The sequence below is a fragment of the Qipengyuania aestuarii genome (assembly GCF_019711535.1).
GTDB lineage: Bacteria > Pseudomonadota > Alphaproteobacteria > Sphingomonadales > Sphingomonadaceae > Qipengyuania > Qipengyuania aestuarii.
In genome coordinates this window covers 1,044,316-1,058,162 of record NZ_JAIGNP010000001.1, presented here as the reverse complement: position 1 = coordinate 1,058,162, position 13,847 = coordinate 1,044,316, and the positions used below count along the sequence as shown (strand labels likewise).

Annotated in this window: 13 protein-coding genes and 1 tRNA gene; 9 read left to right on the top strand and 5 right to left on the bottom strand. The window is 60.8% G+C overall.

From position 1 onward, the window contains the following. Nucleotides 1-97 precede the first annotated feature (97 nt). Genes K3175_RS05205 through virB11 form a run of 8 tightly spaced genes read left to right on the top strand, consistent with a single transcriptional unit; the run spans nucleotide 98 to nucleotide 7,850 of the window. Nucleotides 98-730 (top strand): lytic transglycosylase domain-containing protein, encoded by a 633-nt coding sequence (locus tag K3175_RS05205; RefSeq protein ID WP_247710655.1) that lies wholly within the window; start codon nucleotides 98-100, stop codon nucleotides 728-730. A gap of 4 nt (nucleotides 731-734) precedes the next feature. Beyond that, complete coding sequence (locus K3175_RS05200; RefSeq protein WP_221542261.1) at nucleotides 735-1,040, top strand: TrbC/VirB2 family type IV secretion system protein; 306 nt, start codon at nucleotides 735-737, stop codon at nucleotides 1,038-1,040. A 1-nt stretch (nucleotide 1,041) separates the two neighbouring features. Beyond that, nucleotides 1,042-1,326, top strand: coding sequence for a VirB3 family type IV secretion system protein (locus K3175_RS05195; protein WP_221542260.1), 285 nt, complete (start codon nucleotides 1,042-1,044; stop codon nucleotides 1,324-1,326). Beyond that, on the top strand, nucleotides 1,316-3,748 hold the full coding sequence (locus K3175_RS05190; protein WP_221542259.1) for a VirB4 family type IV secretion/conjugal transfer ATPase: 2,433 nt from the start codon (nucleotides 1,316-1,318) through the stop codon (nucleotides 3,746-3,748). The genes K3175_RS05195 and K3175_RS05190 overlap by 11 nt, the downstream gene beginning before the upstream one ends. After that, nucleotides 3,745-4,917 (top strand): TrbL/VirB6 family protein, encoded by a 1,173-nt coding sequence (locus tag K3175_RS05185; RefSeq protein WP_221542258.1) that lies wholly within the window; start codon nucleotides 3,745-3,747, stop codon nucleotides 4,915-4,917. Before K3175_RS05190 ends, K3175_RS05185 begins: the two co-directional genes overlap by 4 nt. Continuing rightward, the gene (locus tag K3175_RS05180; RefSeq protein WP_221542257.1) at nucleotides 4,914-5,678 is read left to right on the top strand and encodes a TrbG/VirB9 family P-type conjugative transfer protein; all 765 of its coding nucleotides are present in this window, start codon (nucleotides 4,914-4,916) and stop codon (nucleotides 5,676-5,678) included. Before K3175_RS05185 ends, K3175_RS05180 begins: the two co-directional genes overlap by 4 nt. A gap of 2 nt (nucleotides 5,679-5,680) precedes the next feature. Beyond that, nucleotides 5,681-6,805 carry a TrbI/VirB10 family protein gene (locus tag K3175_RS05175; RefSeq protein ID WP_221542256.1) on the top strand — a complete coding sequence of 375 codons (1,125 nt, stop codon included), beginning with the start codon at nucleotides 5,681-5,683 and terminating at the stop codon, nucleotides 6,803-6,805. Nucleotides 6,806-6,812: 7 nt separating this feature from the next. Next, complete coding sequence (virB11, locus tag K3175_RS05170; RefSeq protein WP_221542255.1) at nucleotides 6,813-7,850, top strand: P-type DNA transfer ATPase VirB11; 1,038 nt, start codon at nucleotides 6,813-6,815, stop codon at nucleotides 7,848-7,850. Nucleotides 7,851-7,867: 17 nt separating this feature from the next. On the opposite strand, the gene K3175_RS05165 is transcribed toward virB11, so the two are convergent. Beyond that, nucleotides 7,868-8,593, bottom strand: coding sequence for a queuosine precursor transporter (locus K3175_RS05165; RefSeq protein ID WP_221542254.1), 726 nt, complete (start codon nucleotides 8,591-8,593; stop codon nucleotides 7,868-7,870). A gap of 60 nt (nucleotides 8,594-8,653) precedes the next feature. Here K3175_RS05165 and K3175_RS05160 point away from each other — a divergent pair. Further along, nucleotides 8,654-8,730: transfer RNA gene (locus tag K3175_RS05160), tRNA-Arg, on the top strand. A gap of 296 nt (nucleotides 8,731-9,026) precedes the next feature. Here the strand turns inward: K3175_RS05160 and K3175_RS05155 are convergent. From K3175_RS05155 to K3175_RS05140, 4 genes are read right to left on the bottom strand one after another with little or no spacing between them, the layout of a single operon-like run. Continuing rightward, complete coding sequence (locus K3175_RS05155; protein ID WP_221542253.1) at nucleotides 9,027-9,815, bottom strand: SDR family NAD(P)-dependent oxidoreductase; 789 nt, start codon at nucleotides 9,813-9,815, stop codon at nucleotides 9,027-9,029. After that, complete coding sequence (locus K3175_RS05150; RefSeq protein WP_221542252.1) at nucleotides 9,812-11,005, bottom strand: zinc-dependent alcohol dehydrogenase; 1,194 nt, start codon at nucleotides 11,003-11,005, stop codon at nucleotides 9,812-9,814. The genes K3175_RS05155 and K3175_RS05150 overlap by 4 nt, the downstream gene beginning before the upstream one ends. After that, nucleotides 11,005-11,661, bottom strand: coding sequence for an SRPBCC family protein (locus K3175_RS05145; RefSeq protein WP_221542251.1), 657 nt, complete (start codon nucleotides 11,659-11,661; stop codon nucleotides 11,005-11,007). The genes K3175_RS05150 and K3175_RS05145 overlap by 1 nt, the downstream gene beginning before the upstream one ends. A 17-nt stretch (nucleotides 11,662-11,678) precedes the next feature. Beyond that, nucleotides 11,679-13,772 (bottom strand): catalase, encoded by a 2,094-nt coding sequence (locus K3175_RS05140; RefSeq protein WP_221542250.1) that lies wholly within the window; start codon nucleotides 13,770-13,772, stop codon nucleotides 11,679-11,681. Nucleotides 13,773-13,847: the final 75 nt, after the last annotated feature.

The window sequence follows — 13,847 nt, the reverse complement described above, 5'->3', positions numbered from 1 at the left end:
ATTTCTTTTTTGGAGAACGATAACTTCGTATATTCAGCTTTTTGTCACCCCGTTGTCATGTAGAATAGCCAGTGGGGCCGTACGGAGGGTGTACGAAATGATTCGCGCACACTGGGCGCTGCTGGCTTTTGCTGCTTGCATGGCGCTCACCGCTTTCCCAGTGAAGGCGGATGTCATGGAGATAAATTCGGAAGGTGCGCGCTGGATCGCCGGAGCGCACGCGACCGATGCTGCTTTCCCAAATTCAATGTCACGCGATACGGCTGCAATCGCGGATGTGCCGGCAGAAATCTATGTTCCTGACAATATCGTTGGCGATCCCTCCCGCCACGCGGCCCGCGTACCTGACGCTTATCGGGTCAAAGTCGCCGAACTTTCCGCGCGGTTCGATCTGTCACCATTGCTGATCGAGGCAATGGTTTGGCAGGAAAGCCGGTGGAGACACGATGCCCGCTCTCCGGCAGGGGCGCAGGGTCTTGCTCAATTGATGCCGGGAACTGCACGCGAACTGGGAGTGGACCCAAGCGATCCGTTCGCCAACCTTGAGGGAGGAGCCCGTTACCTGCGTCAGCAGCTTGATCGCTTTGATGGCGATCTTGAAAAGGCACTCGCGGCTTACAACGCTGGGCCTGGGCGTGTCGAGCGTGCCAACGGCATTCCGCGCATTCGCGAAACACAGCTTTACGTGGCTTCCATTCTGGGTCGCCTCGCAGATCACTCACGGGAGTAGAAGTTTGAAATCGTACCTTGCCAAGCTGGCTATTGTTGTTGCCCTCGTCAGTCCGTCAACTGCGATGGCTCAGGCCGTCCAGCAAGATCCGGCGGGATCCGGGCCGATAGTGAATGCACTTGGCTGGTTGCAGGGCACATTGCTGGGCAATGTCGCAACAGCAGTCGCCGTGATGGCAGTTGCTGCAGTTGGCTTCATGATGCTGACAGGAAGGCTAAACTGGCGCTTCGGCGCGACCGTCATCATCGGTGTGTTTATCCTGTTTGGTGCAGCTTCCATCGTCGCGGGCATCCAGGGAGTGGCAGCCTGACATGACTGCCCTTGTTCGCCATCCCGTTCATAGAGCGCTGACGCGACCGCAGATGTTTGCGGGCGTCACGTTCAACTACTTCATCATCAACGGGGTGGTGACGACAGAGATTTTTCTGATCACCGGCAGTTTCTGGGCGCTGTTCGCCGCGCTCGTAATGCACGGCATCGGTTATTTTGCATGCCTGCGCGAGCCACGGATCTTTGATCTTTGGATGACCAAGGTGTCGAAATGTCCGCGGGTCAAGAATTACAAGCGCTGGGGGTGCAATTCCTATGCCGCGTAAGACCAAGTGGCTCGGTCCCGCGGCGTGGGGTTCGAAAGAAGCCCGTGCGGGGGATCGGCTGCCCTATTCGCAGCTCGTAGACGAAAACACGGTCCTCATGCGCGACGGCAGCCTCATGACTGCGATCCAAGTGCCCGGATTGCTTTTCGAGACCGAAGATAGCGATGCTCTCAACGCACATGCGGCCACCCGGGAAGTCATGCTTCGAAGCACTCTCGATGCTCGCTTCGTCATGTATCACCACGTCATTCGGCGCCGCGTTTCGGTCGAACTGGATGCCGAATTTCCTGATCCTATCAGTCGCCATATCGATGCGCGATGGAAAGAACGGCTTGGGTCCGGTCAGCTTTTCGTCAACGACCAATTCATCACCTTGATCCGACGTCCGGCACGCGGAAAGGCGGGACTGGTCGAGCGGATTTCGAAGAAGACTAAAGGTCGTAAGGACCGCTTGGAAGCCGATCCCAAGGACCTCCGGAGTTTGCGTGCGGCCTCGCAGGGCCTTGTCGCTTCGCTGACCGCTTACGGAGCGACAGTCTTGGGCGACTATGTCGGACCGCAAGGCAACGTGAATTCTGAGATGCTGGAATTGCTCTCGGCGCTGTACAATGGCGAGATGCGGCCCGTTCGCAGGCCTTCCGACACCGTCGACCTAGGCATGATGCTACCTTACCGGCGCGTAAGCTTCGGTCTCGATGCGATCGAAATGCGCGGTTCCGGCTCGGCCGATTTCGGTGCGATCCTGGGATTGAAGGATTATCCGGAGGCCACGAGCCCGGGATTGCTCGACGGGCTGTTGCGCCTCCCTTTTGAAATGGTCGTTTGCGAAAGCTATGCGCCGGCAGAACGCCAGACTGCGCGCGAGCGGATGGATCTGGCTATTCGCCGCCTGAAGAGTGCCGACGAAGAAGCCGCCGCAGAGCGCTCCGACATGATGGCGGCACGTGATGCGCTCGGTAACGGTGCGGTCGGCTTCGGCGATCATCACCTCACCGTGATGGTAAAGGAAAGCAGCCTCGGCAGATTGGACGATGCGACCGCTGCCTGCGCTGCCGCCATCGCCGATACCGGGGCGATCGCAGTGCGCGAAGACACCAATCTCGAACCCGCTTTCTGGGGGCAGTTTCCGGGCAACGAGGGCTATCTCGTGCGGCGAGCGCTGATCTCGTCGGCAAATATGGCGAGTTTCGGTTCACTGCACGGTTTCGCACTTGGACAAGCGCAGGGCAACCATTGGGGCGAGGCGGTGACGCTGCTCGAGACCACCAGCGCCACCCCGTTCTTCTTCAACTTCCATCATGGGGACCTCGGCAATTTTTCGGTCATTGGGCCGAGCGGGTCGGGTAAGACGGTGGTAATGAACTTCCTGGCGGCTCAGGCCCAGAAGTTCAGTCCGAGGACGATCCTGTTTGACAAGGACCGCGGGGCGGAGCTTTTCGTTCGTGGGATCGGCGGCCGGTACGACAGTATTCGCGCGGGGGAACCCACGGGCTTCAATCCCATGGCGCTGCCGGACACGCCTGGCAACAAGGCATTCCTGCGCGACTGGCTGTCCGTCCTGCTGAAGGCCGACGGTCCGGAAGAACACGCCACCATCGCCGCAGCAGTCGATGCAGCCTATGCCAATGATGCGTCGCTCCGCCGCCTGCGTCATTTCAAGGAATTGCTTTCGGGCACGCGCCGGCCGCAACCGGGAGACCTGGCGGACCGCCTTGCCGCATGGATCGGAGAGGGGGAGAACGCCTGGCTTTTCGACAATGCGGACGACCGGCTCGATCTGACCGCACGCGTTCTCGGCTTCGACATGACGGCGCTGCTCGAGAATCCCAAGCTGCGCACGCCGACCATGATGTATCTTTTCCACCGGATCGAGGAGCGTCTGGACGGCAAGCCGACCATGATCCTCATCGACGAAGGGTGGAAAGCGCTCGACGATGAAATCTTTGCCGCTCGTATCCGCGACTGGCTGAAGACGCTGCGCAAGCGCAATGCGCTGGTCGGATTTGCCACGCAAAGCGCCCGCGATGCGCTGGAAAGCCGTATTTCCACCGCATTGGTCGAACAGACTGCCACCATGGTTTTCATGCCAAACAGCCGGGCGAGACCGGAAGATTACTGCGACGGGTTCGGCCTGACCAGCCACGAACTCGCGCTGATCCGGACATTGCCTGCACATAGCCGGTGCTTCCTGGTGCGGCAGCCCGATGCAAGCGTGGTCGTAAGGCTCGACCTTTCCGGTGCTCCGGAAGTACTCACCTTGCTTTCGGGCCGGGAAAGCTCGGTCCGCCGCCTCGACCTGCTGCGGAATGCAATGGGAGACGCTCCGGCCGACTGGTATCCTGCGCTCACAGGCACGGCGTGGCCGGGTGGACCCGACGATGCGCGTGGTGAAGACATTCAGATCGGGCAGGCTGCCGAATGACCAGTCAAGGATGCCAGCAAGCGGCCCAGGAGGTCGGTAACGGCGTCGCAGCAGCTCTGCGCGGCGTTGATTGTGTAGCGGGTGAAGCGAGCGCTCAGGCCTTCGGCAAGCTTTTCGCCCCGGGGGGCGCCTTGGGGACTACGCTGACGATCGTCCTTACGCTCTATATCGCCATCTTCGGTTTCCTCCTTCTGACCGGTCGCACGAATATCGGGGTGCGGGCCCTGGTCCCGCGAATGATGACCTTGGGTCTGGTCCTGACTTTTGCGACGAGCTGGGTCGCCTACCAGAGCGTGGTCTGGAACCTGGCGATCGGAACACCGGACTATTTGGCTGGAATTCTGACCGGAACTCAGGGATCGGCAACCGATGTTTTCGCGCAGAAGATCGACGTGGTTTTCATGGCGATCCAGGAAGCCAGCGGCAGCCAAAGCGACTTTTCCGCTTTTTCCCCGCAAGGCATGATGTGGCTGGGAGCGATGCTGTTCATGCTCGGTACCGTGGGCCTGCTGGTTACCACGAAGATCGCGCTCGGTATTCTTGTCGCGCTAGGGCCAATATTCGTTGTCCTCGCGCTGTTCAACGGCACGCGCGGGCTCTTTACCGGCTGGCTGAAGGGCGTTGTGATGTGCGCTCTCGCGCCGCTCTTCGCCGTTCTCGGCGGCTCGATCATGCTGGAGCTGTCCGTGCCAGTTCTTGGTGCCCTGACCGCCAATCCGGGTACAGTCCCCGCACAAGCAGGTATGGCATTCTTCATGATCGGGGCAGTCCATGTCGCGCTGATGATCATGGTGTTCAAAGTCGCCGGGGCGATGGTTTCGGGCTGGACTGTTTTCGGGCTTGTTCCATCAGGCGAAAAAGGCGAGGCCGCGTCACCCGCTGCTGCGCCCGCGGTAGCTGCGGCCTACCAACCCCTCGTTCAGGCCCAGGCCGCCACACAGGCGAGCGATCATGCCCGCCGCATCGACGTATCGGCGGTGGCGACGGGAACAGCGGCGAACGACCGCGGCGCCAGTGAAGCGGCGCGCACGACCAAGATTTATGCCACGGCCCCGGGTCGCGCTCAGGAGAGCGCTGCCGGTACCAGCCCAAGCCGAACGATGGGAATCGGCAGTCGCTTCAAAGCGGCAGCTCCCCGCAGTCTCGGTTCTACGGAGAAAAGCTCATGAAACGCGTAGCGCTTGCCGCGCTCTCCCTTTCGCTGCTCGCGACGCCGGCCCTTGCCGACACGCGGTTGAAGCAGGTCATGTATGATGAGATGCAGGTTTTTACATTGCCCGGCCGGGTCAATGTGCAGGCCAGCATCGTCTTCGGCGACGACGAGACGATCGAGAATGTCGCGATCGGCAATTCGCAAACCTGGCAGGTCACTCCCAACAAGCGGGCCAATATTCTTTTCGTGAAGCCACTCGAAGCGCGTGCCGCTACCAATCTGACGGTAGTCACCAGCAAGCGCACCTATCTCTTTGATCTGGTGGCCAGCCCAAATACGAAGCCGATCTATGTGCTGCGCTTCGATTATCCGGTCGACCCTGAAGAAGAGGCACGAAAGGCCGAACTGGCGCAGGCGGCAGAACCTGAAACCCCTATCGACCCATTTTCATCCGTCGATCCTGCGGATCTGAATTTCGCGTGGAATGGGGACGGCGCGCCTGCGCTCTTGCCCGAGCGCGCTTTCGACGATGGCGAAGCGACTTTCCTTACCTGGCCGGCGGGACGCGAGGTGCCTGCCATACTCGTAACCAATTCCAAGGGTGACGAAGGTCCCGTCAATTACACTGTGCGCGGTGATACCATAGTGATCGAAGGCGTGCCGCGCACCATCGTCCTGCGATCCGGCGAGGACAGCGCCTTGCTGATCAACGCCGGGCCCGAACGCGCTTCCGCCTCCACGACCACCAGCAGCAATCTCGCCCAGAGGGGTAACTGATCATGCGTCTTGCCAATCGAATCCCGCAATCGACGACAGTCGCTAACGATATCGATCCTCGCGATGACAGCGATGCCGAAATCATCGATCTTGCGCAGCGCAATGCATTCCCCGCGGTGGCACGGCCCGGCGGCAAGAGCGATGCCATGGGCATGGTGGCAGGAATTGCGATTGTTGCCGGGCTGGGGGCGATCACGCTCTGGAGCATGAGTTCCGCCCGCCTGCCGGATCAGGAGGGCGTCGGCGGTCAGCAGCAGGCCGTGGTTCCTGCTCCGGCGCAGGTTGCCGCGCCGCAGCCGGTCAAGGTCGATCCGCCGACCGCGGCGCAGCAGACAGCCATGCGCGATCCGGCGCCATCGCCCGTATATGCAGCGCCGCCTCAGGCACAGACCCAGCCAATGGGCAATCCTTACAATAGCCCGACCGTGGTATTCGATGCCGGTTCCAGCAGCGCGGCCGCAGGACCGATGGAGGCTGCCGAAGCCGCTGCCGGCACCGCAACAGCGGCACCTGCCGGGTCGGCGACCGATTTTGCAAGCCGCGTGGGCGGCGTGGGCGGCGCCCCGGCGCAGGCCAAGGCCATGAGCAATCCGTCCACCACGGTGACGCAAGGCACGCTCATTCCGGCCATTCTCGAAACGGCCATCGACACCAATGTCCCAGGCTATGTCCGGGCGGTCGTCAGTCAGGACGTCCGCAGCTTCGATGGCACGAAAACGCTTGTCCCGCGCTCAAGCCGCCTGATCGGCCAATACCAGTCCGGAATGCAGAACGGCCAGAAGCGTGCTTACGTGATCTGGACGCGCCTGATTCGCCCCGATGGTGCTTCGGTGAACCTCGCTTCGCCGGCCATCGGCTTCGATGGCACCACCGGTCTAGAAGGCAAGGTCACCGGAGGCGGCTTCTTCAAACGCTTCGGGTCGGCAATGCTGCTGTCGGTTGTCGGCGGGCTGGGCTCGCTGGCGACGGGCGGGGCAGGGGGCGTGGTGCTGGGCGGTGCGAGCTCTTCGGCCGCGGCTTCGGCTGCCGAGCAGGACGGGAAACGTGGGCCTACCGTGCGCGTGCGCCAAGGCGAGCCGATCCGCATCTTCACCGCGCGCGATCTCGATTTCAGCCGGGTCAGCTGATCTGGCCATGGGCGCCGATATCCATCCTTTTCATCCGGATGATTTCCCGGACGAAGACGCGCCGAATGTGGACCTGCATGGCGAACGCAGCGTCTATCTCGACGCCTATCTCAAGCCCTTCGCCGAATGGCTTGAACGCGACACCGTCACCGAAATACTGGTCAACCGCCCGGGTGAAGTTTGGGTGGAAGATGCCGCGGCTGGTGGGATGCAGAAAATCTCCCGGCCCGATATCGATGACCGCCTGATCCAGCGGCTGGCCGAACAGGTCGCCCGGGTCAGCCATCAGGGTATCAATCGCGAACACCCGCTTCTGGGTGCGACCTTGCCCGACGGTGCCCGCGTCCAGTTCTGCGGGCCGCCCGCTGCGCGCAAGCATTGGGCCATGGCAATTCGCCGGCACCGCCAGCTGGATCTGCCGCTCGATGCCTATGACACCGGGCCACTAACCCCCCATAGTCGCGGCGAGATGCCCGACCCGCAGGCACAGCCCATCGCCTTTCTGCGCGAAGCCGTCAGGCAGCGTCGCACTATTCTCGTATCGGGGGGCACCAGCACCGGGAAGACCACTTTCCTCAACGCCATGCTGGGGGAAATCCCGCGGCAGGAACGGGTCGTGCTTGTCGAGGACACGCCCGAGCTCAAGCTGCCGGGCGAGAACGGGGTAGGGCTGGTCGCCGTCAAAGGGGAGCTGGGCGAAGCGAAGGTTACCGCCAATGAACTGCTGCAGGCCGCGCTGCGCCTCAGGCCCGATCGGATCGTGCTAGGTGAATTGCGCGGCGCGGAAAGCGTCAGCTTCCTGCGCGCGATCAACACGGGCCATCCGGGCAGCTTTTCGACGATCCATGCCAATTCGCTGCGCGGCGCGCTCGAACAGCTTTCGCTGATGGTGATGCAGACTGGTATCGGACTCACCCGCTCGGACACCATTGCCTATGCCGCCAGCGTGATCGATGTCGTGGTGCAGTTGAGCCGCGATGCGAACGGGAAACGCGGCATCGCCCACATCGCGGAAAGCGCGGAGTTGCTCGCCCAAGGCTTCTGAGAGCGGTGCGCTGTCGATCAGCGTGACGCGAAAGGAGAGAAATTGGTGTGCTCGTCGAAAATCTCGACGCGCTCTGCCCGCTTGAGCTTGCTCACGACGAGATAGGTTACGGGCGTCAGCAGCGCTTCCCACAGCGTCTTGATGAGCCATTGCGATAGAATGACCTGCCAGAGAAGGTCCACCGGCCACCCTGCAAGCCCCCAGAAAGCCAGAGGATAGAAGATCAGGCTGTCGAGGCCTTGGCCGACGATTGTCGAGCCGATCGTCCGCATCCAGAGATGACGGCCCGCTGTCCAGACTTTCATCTTGGCCAGGACGAAGCTGTTGGCAAACTCGCCGGCCCAGAACGCGACCATCGAGGCCAGCACGATGCGCCAGCTGTTCCCGAACACGAATTCATAGGCTTCCTGACCCGGCCAGCCTTCTGCAGCCGGAAGCAGGACCACGATCCATGCCATGAAGGCCATGAACAGCAGGGCCGCAAAACCTGTCCAGATGACGCGCCTGGCACGGGCATAGCCGTAGACCTCGGTCAGCACGTCGCCAATGATGTAGCTAACGGGAAAGAAGAGCACCCCGGCACCCAAGGACCATTGCCCGATGAGGGGCAGGGTTATGTAGCTTGGCTTTGATGCGCCGATCAGATTGGAAAGCAGCAGGATGGTTACGAATGCCGCCATGACGAGGTCGTAGTATCGGAACGACAGCTGCTCCTGCCCGACGGTGATGGCGCGATTTTCCATAGCTAAGCGGATATCGCCGATTGGCGCATCGGAAAACCCACGTTATGGGAACAGCGCAGCGCGCCCGTAGCTCATCTGGATAGAGCGCGAGACTTCTAATCTTGAGGCAGCAGGTTCGAGTCCTGCCGGGCGCGCCACTTTCCGTTCGATCCCCTTGGACAAGCTGACCGTGACCCAGCTATAACCTTGGTGTGGCCTTTTCCCAGAAATGCGTAGAGCCTGAGCGATTGTTCGTTGAGTGACCGAGGTCAAATGACCGCTCTGCGCCCCATTTCGGTCATTCAGTGGTCGCAACTTTCGCTCGAAAGCTGTCGTTGGTTCAGACTAGCGTCGATAACAGCCGCACCTTATCTCGTAAGCATAGCGAAAGTTGCCGCATCTTGATCTCCCGGATTTTTCACGGCCCGAAGCGGACTTGTTTTTTCGTTCAAGGTTAGGGCTTAGCCAAGCGTTCGTGCATCTTGGCCACCAGTTCGCCGGGCAGGATATCAGCAAAAAGGTCTTGCACCTTGTTGAGGAACCCGCTGACTTCCTGCGTTTCGCCCTTGAGCACCGCCTGGTAGCCATCTTGGGCGACCTTGGCCGGGTCTGCCTTGTTTTCCATCTGCCCTGCGTTCGTCGTTTCCATTCCTGCGCGCTTGAAGAATTGCGTGTCGGTCACTCCAGGCATGAGGCAGGAAATTACTATGGGCGTGTTTTTAAGTTCGTTCGCGAGACCCACGCAGAAGTCGTTCACGAAAGCCTTGGTCGAGTTGTAGACCAGCTGATACGCGCCTGGCATGTCCCCCGCGATCGACCCGGTGACGAGGATCCGCCCCTTATCCCGAAGCACCATCCGCGAGCCAACCTTGTGGATCAAGGAGATGGTGCCTTTGATATTGGTATCGATCACATGTGCGATATCGTCCCACCGCTGAAGAAGAAACGCATCGCCGAGCCCGTGCCCGGCATTGGCAATCAACGTGTCGACATTACGATCGCCGATCTTCTCAATCAGCTCGTCGATGCCAGCCGCTGTTCCCAAATCAACCTCGAGGGTCTCTATGGACTTTGCCCCGGATTCGCGAGCCGACGCCTCTGCAGGCGCGAGATCACGGTCTGCTACCAGCAAGAGATCGCAACCGTCCTTGGCGGCAAGTTTAGCCAGTTCCAAACCGATCCCGCTTGACGCGCCAGTCACCACTACGAAGCCCGAAAGTTTGGCGATCGGATTCTTGCTCATACTGTTTCTCCCTTTTCCACTTCGGGCTTGAGGACCACTTTGGTCCAGCTGTCCTGTTCCTCGCGGAAGTTCTTGTAACCGCGAGCGGCATCTTCCAGCGGGAGGCGATGCGAGATCAGGAAAGTGGTGTCGATTGTCCCGTCCTCGATCTTTTCGAGCAACGGCTTGGTATAACGCTGCACGTGGGTCTGGCCCGACTTGACCTGAAGACCCTTTTCCATAAGCGCGCCGAGCGGAAACTTGTCGGTCATGCCGCCATAGACGCCGGGGATCGAGACGCGTCCGCCAGGACGCACTGCCAATATCGCCTGCTTCAGCGCAGCGGCTCGGTCTGCCCCGATACCTATGGTCTGCTTCACCATGTCGAGCATATTATCGACCGCGAAGCCGTGTGCTTCCATGCCGACTGCGTCTATGACTGCGTCGACACCGATCCCCCCTGACATTTCCATCAAAGCTTCGCGCACGTCGGTTGTCTTGAAGTTGATCACTTCCGCGCCGAGTTGCTTCGCCAGTTCCAGCCGGTGCGGATAGTGATCAATCGCGATCACCTTGCTCGCGCCCATGATGATTGCAGACTGGATCGCGAACAGCCCAACCGGGCCGCAGCCCCAGACGGCGACCGTGTCATCAGGCTGGATATCCGCATTCTCCGCTCCCATCCAGCCGGTCGGCAGGATATCGGACAGAAACAGCACCTGCTCGTCTTCCAAATGGTCGGGGATCACGATCGGCCCGACATCTGAGAACGGCACCCGGACATATTCCGCCTGACCGCCCGAATAGCCCCCCGTAAGGTGCGAATAGCCGAACAGCGCAGCCATCGGATGACCGTAGAGCGTTGCGGACATGTCCTGCTTTTCGGCAGGGTTTGAATTCTCACACGCGGAATATTGCTTGATCTGACAATGGAAGCAGCCGCCGCAGCTGATCGTGAAGGGCACCACTACGCGCTGGCCCTTCTTCAGAGTGCTGTCCTTCCCGGTCTCGACAACCTCGCCCATAAATTCATGACCAAGCACGTCGCCTGGGACCACGCCGGGGATGACGCCGTCATACAGGTGCAGGTCCGAGCCGCAGATCGCCGTCGAGGTAATCTTGAGGATTGCGTCGCGCGGATTGATGATTTCGGGATCGGGAACTGTGTCCACGCGGACGTCGTGCGTTCCGTGCCATGTGAGTGCACGCATTATCCGTTCTCCTGCTGTTTTGCTTTACGCGTTTCGCTCTTGCGATGGGCGGACGTGGCGATCTCGCCCGTTTCCATCAGCATCTTGAAACGCTTGAGGTCGTGGCGGGCCTGCACTTCGGGTTCGCGAAGGAAGGCCTTGGCAATCCCGCGCCCGATGGCGCCGCCCCGTGCGTCGTATTCGATCCGCAGCGAGACGCGGGTGCCGCGATCGCCGGGAGCTTCCGTAAAAGTCACCTCGCCGGTGGTCTCGATATCCGAGCCTTCAAGGGATGCCCATGCGATCCGCTCGTTCTCGACATCATCCGTGATCTCGGTTTTCAGATCGACCGTCGTCCCGGCGGGTGCTTTGATCGTCCAGTTCGCGCGGCCCTTCGTCCCGCCTTGCTTGGTGATCTGCTCGACGTTCTCCATGAACTCGGGCAGGTTTCCGAAGTCTCGCCAATAGGCATACAACTCGGCGGCAGGCTTGCGGATGGTGACTGTGCGGCCAACCAGCGTGTGTTCGCCCTGGTTTTTTCGGCGGGCGATTTTCGGCGCATCGTCGTTGCCACCGTCATGCCGGCGGGAGAGGAAGGCGCCAAAGGCCACGGCGCCCAGCGCCACACCCGCGGCGGCTACACTGCCCGCAATGCCGATTTCTCGATTGTTTTTCATGTCGGTGTCCTTCCCACTTAGTCCTGCTTCACGCTCTCGCGGTCCCAGAAGCGCAGTTCGCCGCACTTCTCGATGAAGGCGCTGGCCGCGTCCTTGCCGGAGGAGACATCGACGAACCCGTCGTCCATCCAGTTCCACACGCCTGCCGTCTCGAAGAGCGGTTGGACCGCGGGGACGTAGGCGACGAATTTCGCATGGGCGAAGGCGTCATTGACGAAGTCGATGCTCGGCTTGTCGGTGTTGTAGCGCTTGGCCGAAGCCTCGCTCATCACGACGGCCACCGCATCGTAGGTCACCGAAGGACCGCCATCGATCTTCTCGTCGGCTTCCATCATGGTGCCATCGGAAAGCTTGGCGCCGGCCACGTGCGGCGCAACGATCTCGACCATGCCGCCTGCGCTGGTCGCGGCATCCTTCAGCGCCTTGACCACATTCGCATCTGCTCCCTCGGCAATATAGATGCCCAGCTTGCGGCCCTTGAAATTGCCGGGGCCGTTCTTGAGGATCGAGAGCGCGGGGCTTTCGGCCAGATCGGTGATCGGGTCGCGCGCCGCCGGTACCTTCTCGGGCAGTTCGGGAAGGCCGATCCCGTCGGCTACCTCCTGCGCCAGTCCTTCGTCGATGTGCCGCAGGTGGCCGATCATCCGCTTGCGAATGCTCATGCGGCCAACCTTGGAAAGCTCGAAGGTCAGCGCGTTGGCCATGTGCGTCTGCTCGACCGGGGTCTGGCTGACGTAGAACTGACGCGCCTGGCTGTAGTGATCGGCGAAGGTTTTGCTGCGCACGCGCATCTTGGGGCCTGCGACCGGAGCCTCATAGCTCTGGAAGCCTTTCATCGGGCAGGCGCGCGGGCCGCGATCCTCCCCGGCACCGTCGCCATCGCCCCAGCTGTTGGGCTCGTAATTCACCCGACCCTTGGGGTTGGTCATCGCCATATGGCCGTCCTGCTGAAAGTGGCGCACCGGGCACTTGGGCGCGTTGATCGGCAGATGCGTAAAGTTGGGGCCGCCCAGCCGCTTCAACTGCGTGTCGAGATAGCTGAAATTGCGCCCCTGCAGCAGCGGATCGTCCGAATGGTCGATGCCGGGCACCAGGTTCTGCGTGCAGAATGCCACCTGCTCGGTCTCGGCGAAGAAATTGTCGACATTCGCGTCGAGCGTCAGTGTGCCGATGATCTCCACCGGGACTCGTTCCTCGGGAATGATCTTGGTCGCGTCGAGGACGTCGAATTCGAACTTTTCGGCGAATTCCTCGTCAAACACCTGAATGCCGAGGTCCCACTGCGGGAAGTCCCCCGCGTCGATGGCATCCCACATGTCGCGGCGATGGAAGTCGGGATCCATCCCGTTGACCTTGAGCGCCTCGTTCCAGACCACCGACTGGAGGCCTAACTTGGGCTTCCAATGGAACTTGACGAAGTGGCTTTCGCCCTTTTCGTTCACCAGCCTGAAGGTATGGACGCCGAAGCCTTCCATGAACTGGAACGAGCGCGGGATCGTGCGGTCGGACATGATCCACATGACCATGTTCATCGCTTCGGGGCTAAGGCTGATGAAGTCCCAGAAATTGTCGTGCGCGGTCTGCGCCTGCGGGAAGCCGCGATCGGGCGCGGGCTTGGCGGCATGGATCAGATCGGGAAACTTGATCGCATCTTGGATGAAGAACACAGGGATATTGTTGCCGACGAGGTCCCAGTTGCCCTCCTGCGTATAGAACTTGGTAGCGAACCCGCGCACGTCGCGCGCCAGATCGGGCGAACCCTTGTTGCCCGCCACCGTCGAGAAGCGCGTGAAGGTGGGCACCTTGACGCCCTCTTCATTAAAAATCCGCGCACGCGAATACTGCGGGATCGCTTTCTTCAGCTCGAAATGGCCGTGCACACCATAGCCGCGGGCGTGAACCACACGCTCGGGGATACGCTCATGATCGAAATGAAAGATTTTCTCACGCGCGATCTGGTCTTCGAGCAGCTGCGGTCCGCGCGGGCCTGCAGTTAGCCAATTCTGATCATCCGCGATCGGATGGCCTTGTGCCGTCGTCATTACATCGTCGTCGCCTCGAGGCTTCTGATGGTTGGCGCCCCCTTTGGACAATTCGAAATCTTTGGTCATACGCGACGCTCCGTTACGGGTATGGCTCCCAAACGAAGTCGGCTAAATTAAGTTGCCAAGTTTGAAATATTAAAT

Bases quoted from the DNA above. Each gene is read 5' to 3' on its own strand.
- K3175_RS05205 (WP_247710655.1), top strand. From the start codon at position 98: ATGATTCGCGCACACTGGGCGCTGCTGGCTTTTGCTGCTTGCATGGCG.
- K3175_RS05195 (WP_221542260.1), top strand. From the start codon at position 1,042: ATGACTGCCCTTGTTCGCCATCCCGTTCATAGAGCGCTGACGCGACCG.
- K3175_RS05190 (WP_221542259.1), top strand. From the start codon at position 1,316: ATGCCGCGTAAGACCAAGTGGCTCGGTCCCGCGGCGTGGGGTTCGAAA.
- K3175_RS05185 (WP_221542258.1), top strand. From the start codon at position 3,745: ATGACCAGTCAAGGATGCCAGCAAGCGGCCCAGGAGGTCGGTAACGGC.
- K3175_RS05180 (WP_221542257.1), top strand. From the start codon at position 4,914: ATGAAACGCGTAGCGCTTGCCGCGCTCTCCCTTTCGCTGCTCGCGACG.
- K3175_RS05175 (WP_221542256.1), top strand. From the start codon at position 5,681: ATGCGTCTTGCCAATCGAATCCCGCAATCGACGACAGTCGCTAACGAT.
- virB11 (WP_221542255.1), top strand. From the start codon at position 6,813: ATGGGCGCCGATATCCATCCTTTTCATCCGGATGATTTCCCGGACGAA.
- K3175_RS05165 (WP_221542254.1), bottom strand. From the start codon at position 8,593: ATGGAAAATCGCGCCATCACCGTCGGGCAGGAGCAGCTGTCGTTCCGA.
- K3175_RS05155 (WP_221542253.1), bottom strand. From the start codon at position 9,815: ATGAGCAAGAATCCGATCGCCAAACTTTCGGGCTTCGTAGTGGTGACT.
- K3175_RS05150 (WP_221542252.1), bottom strand. From the start codon at position 11,005: ATGCGTGCACTCACATGGCACGGAACGCACGACGTCCGCGTGGACACA.
- K3175_RS05145 (WP_221542251.1), bottom strand. From the start codon at position 11,661: ATGAAAAACAATCGAGAAATCGGCATTGCGGGCAGTGTAGCCGCCGCG.
- K3175_RS05140 (WP_221542250.1), bottom strand. From the start codon at position 13,772: ATGACCAAAGATTTCGAATTGTCCAAAGGGGGCGCCAACCATCAGAAG.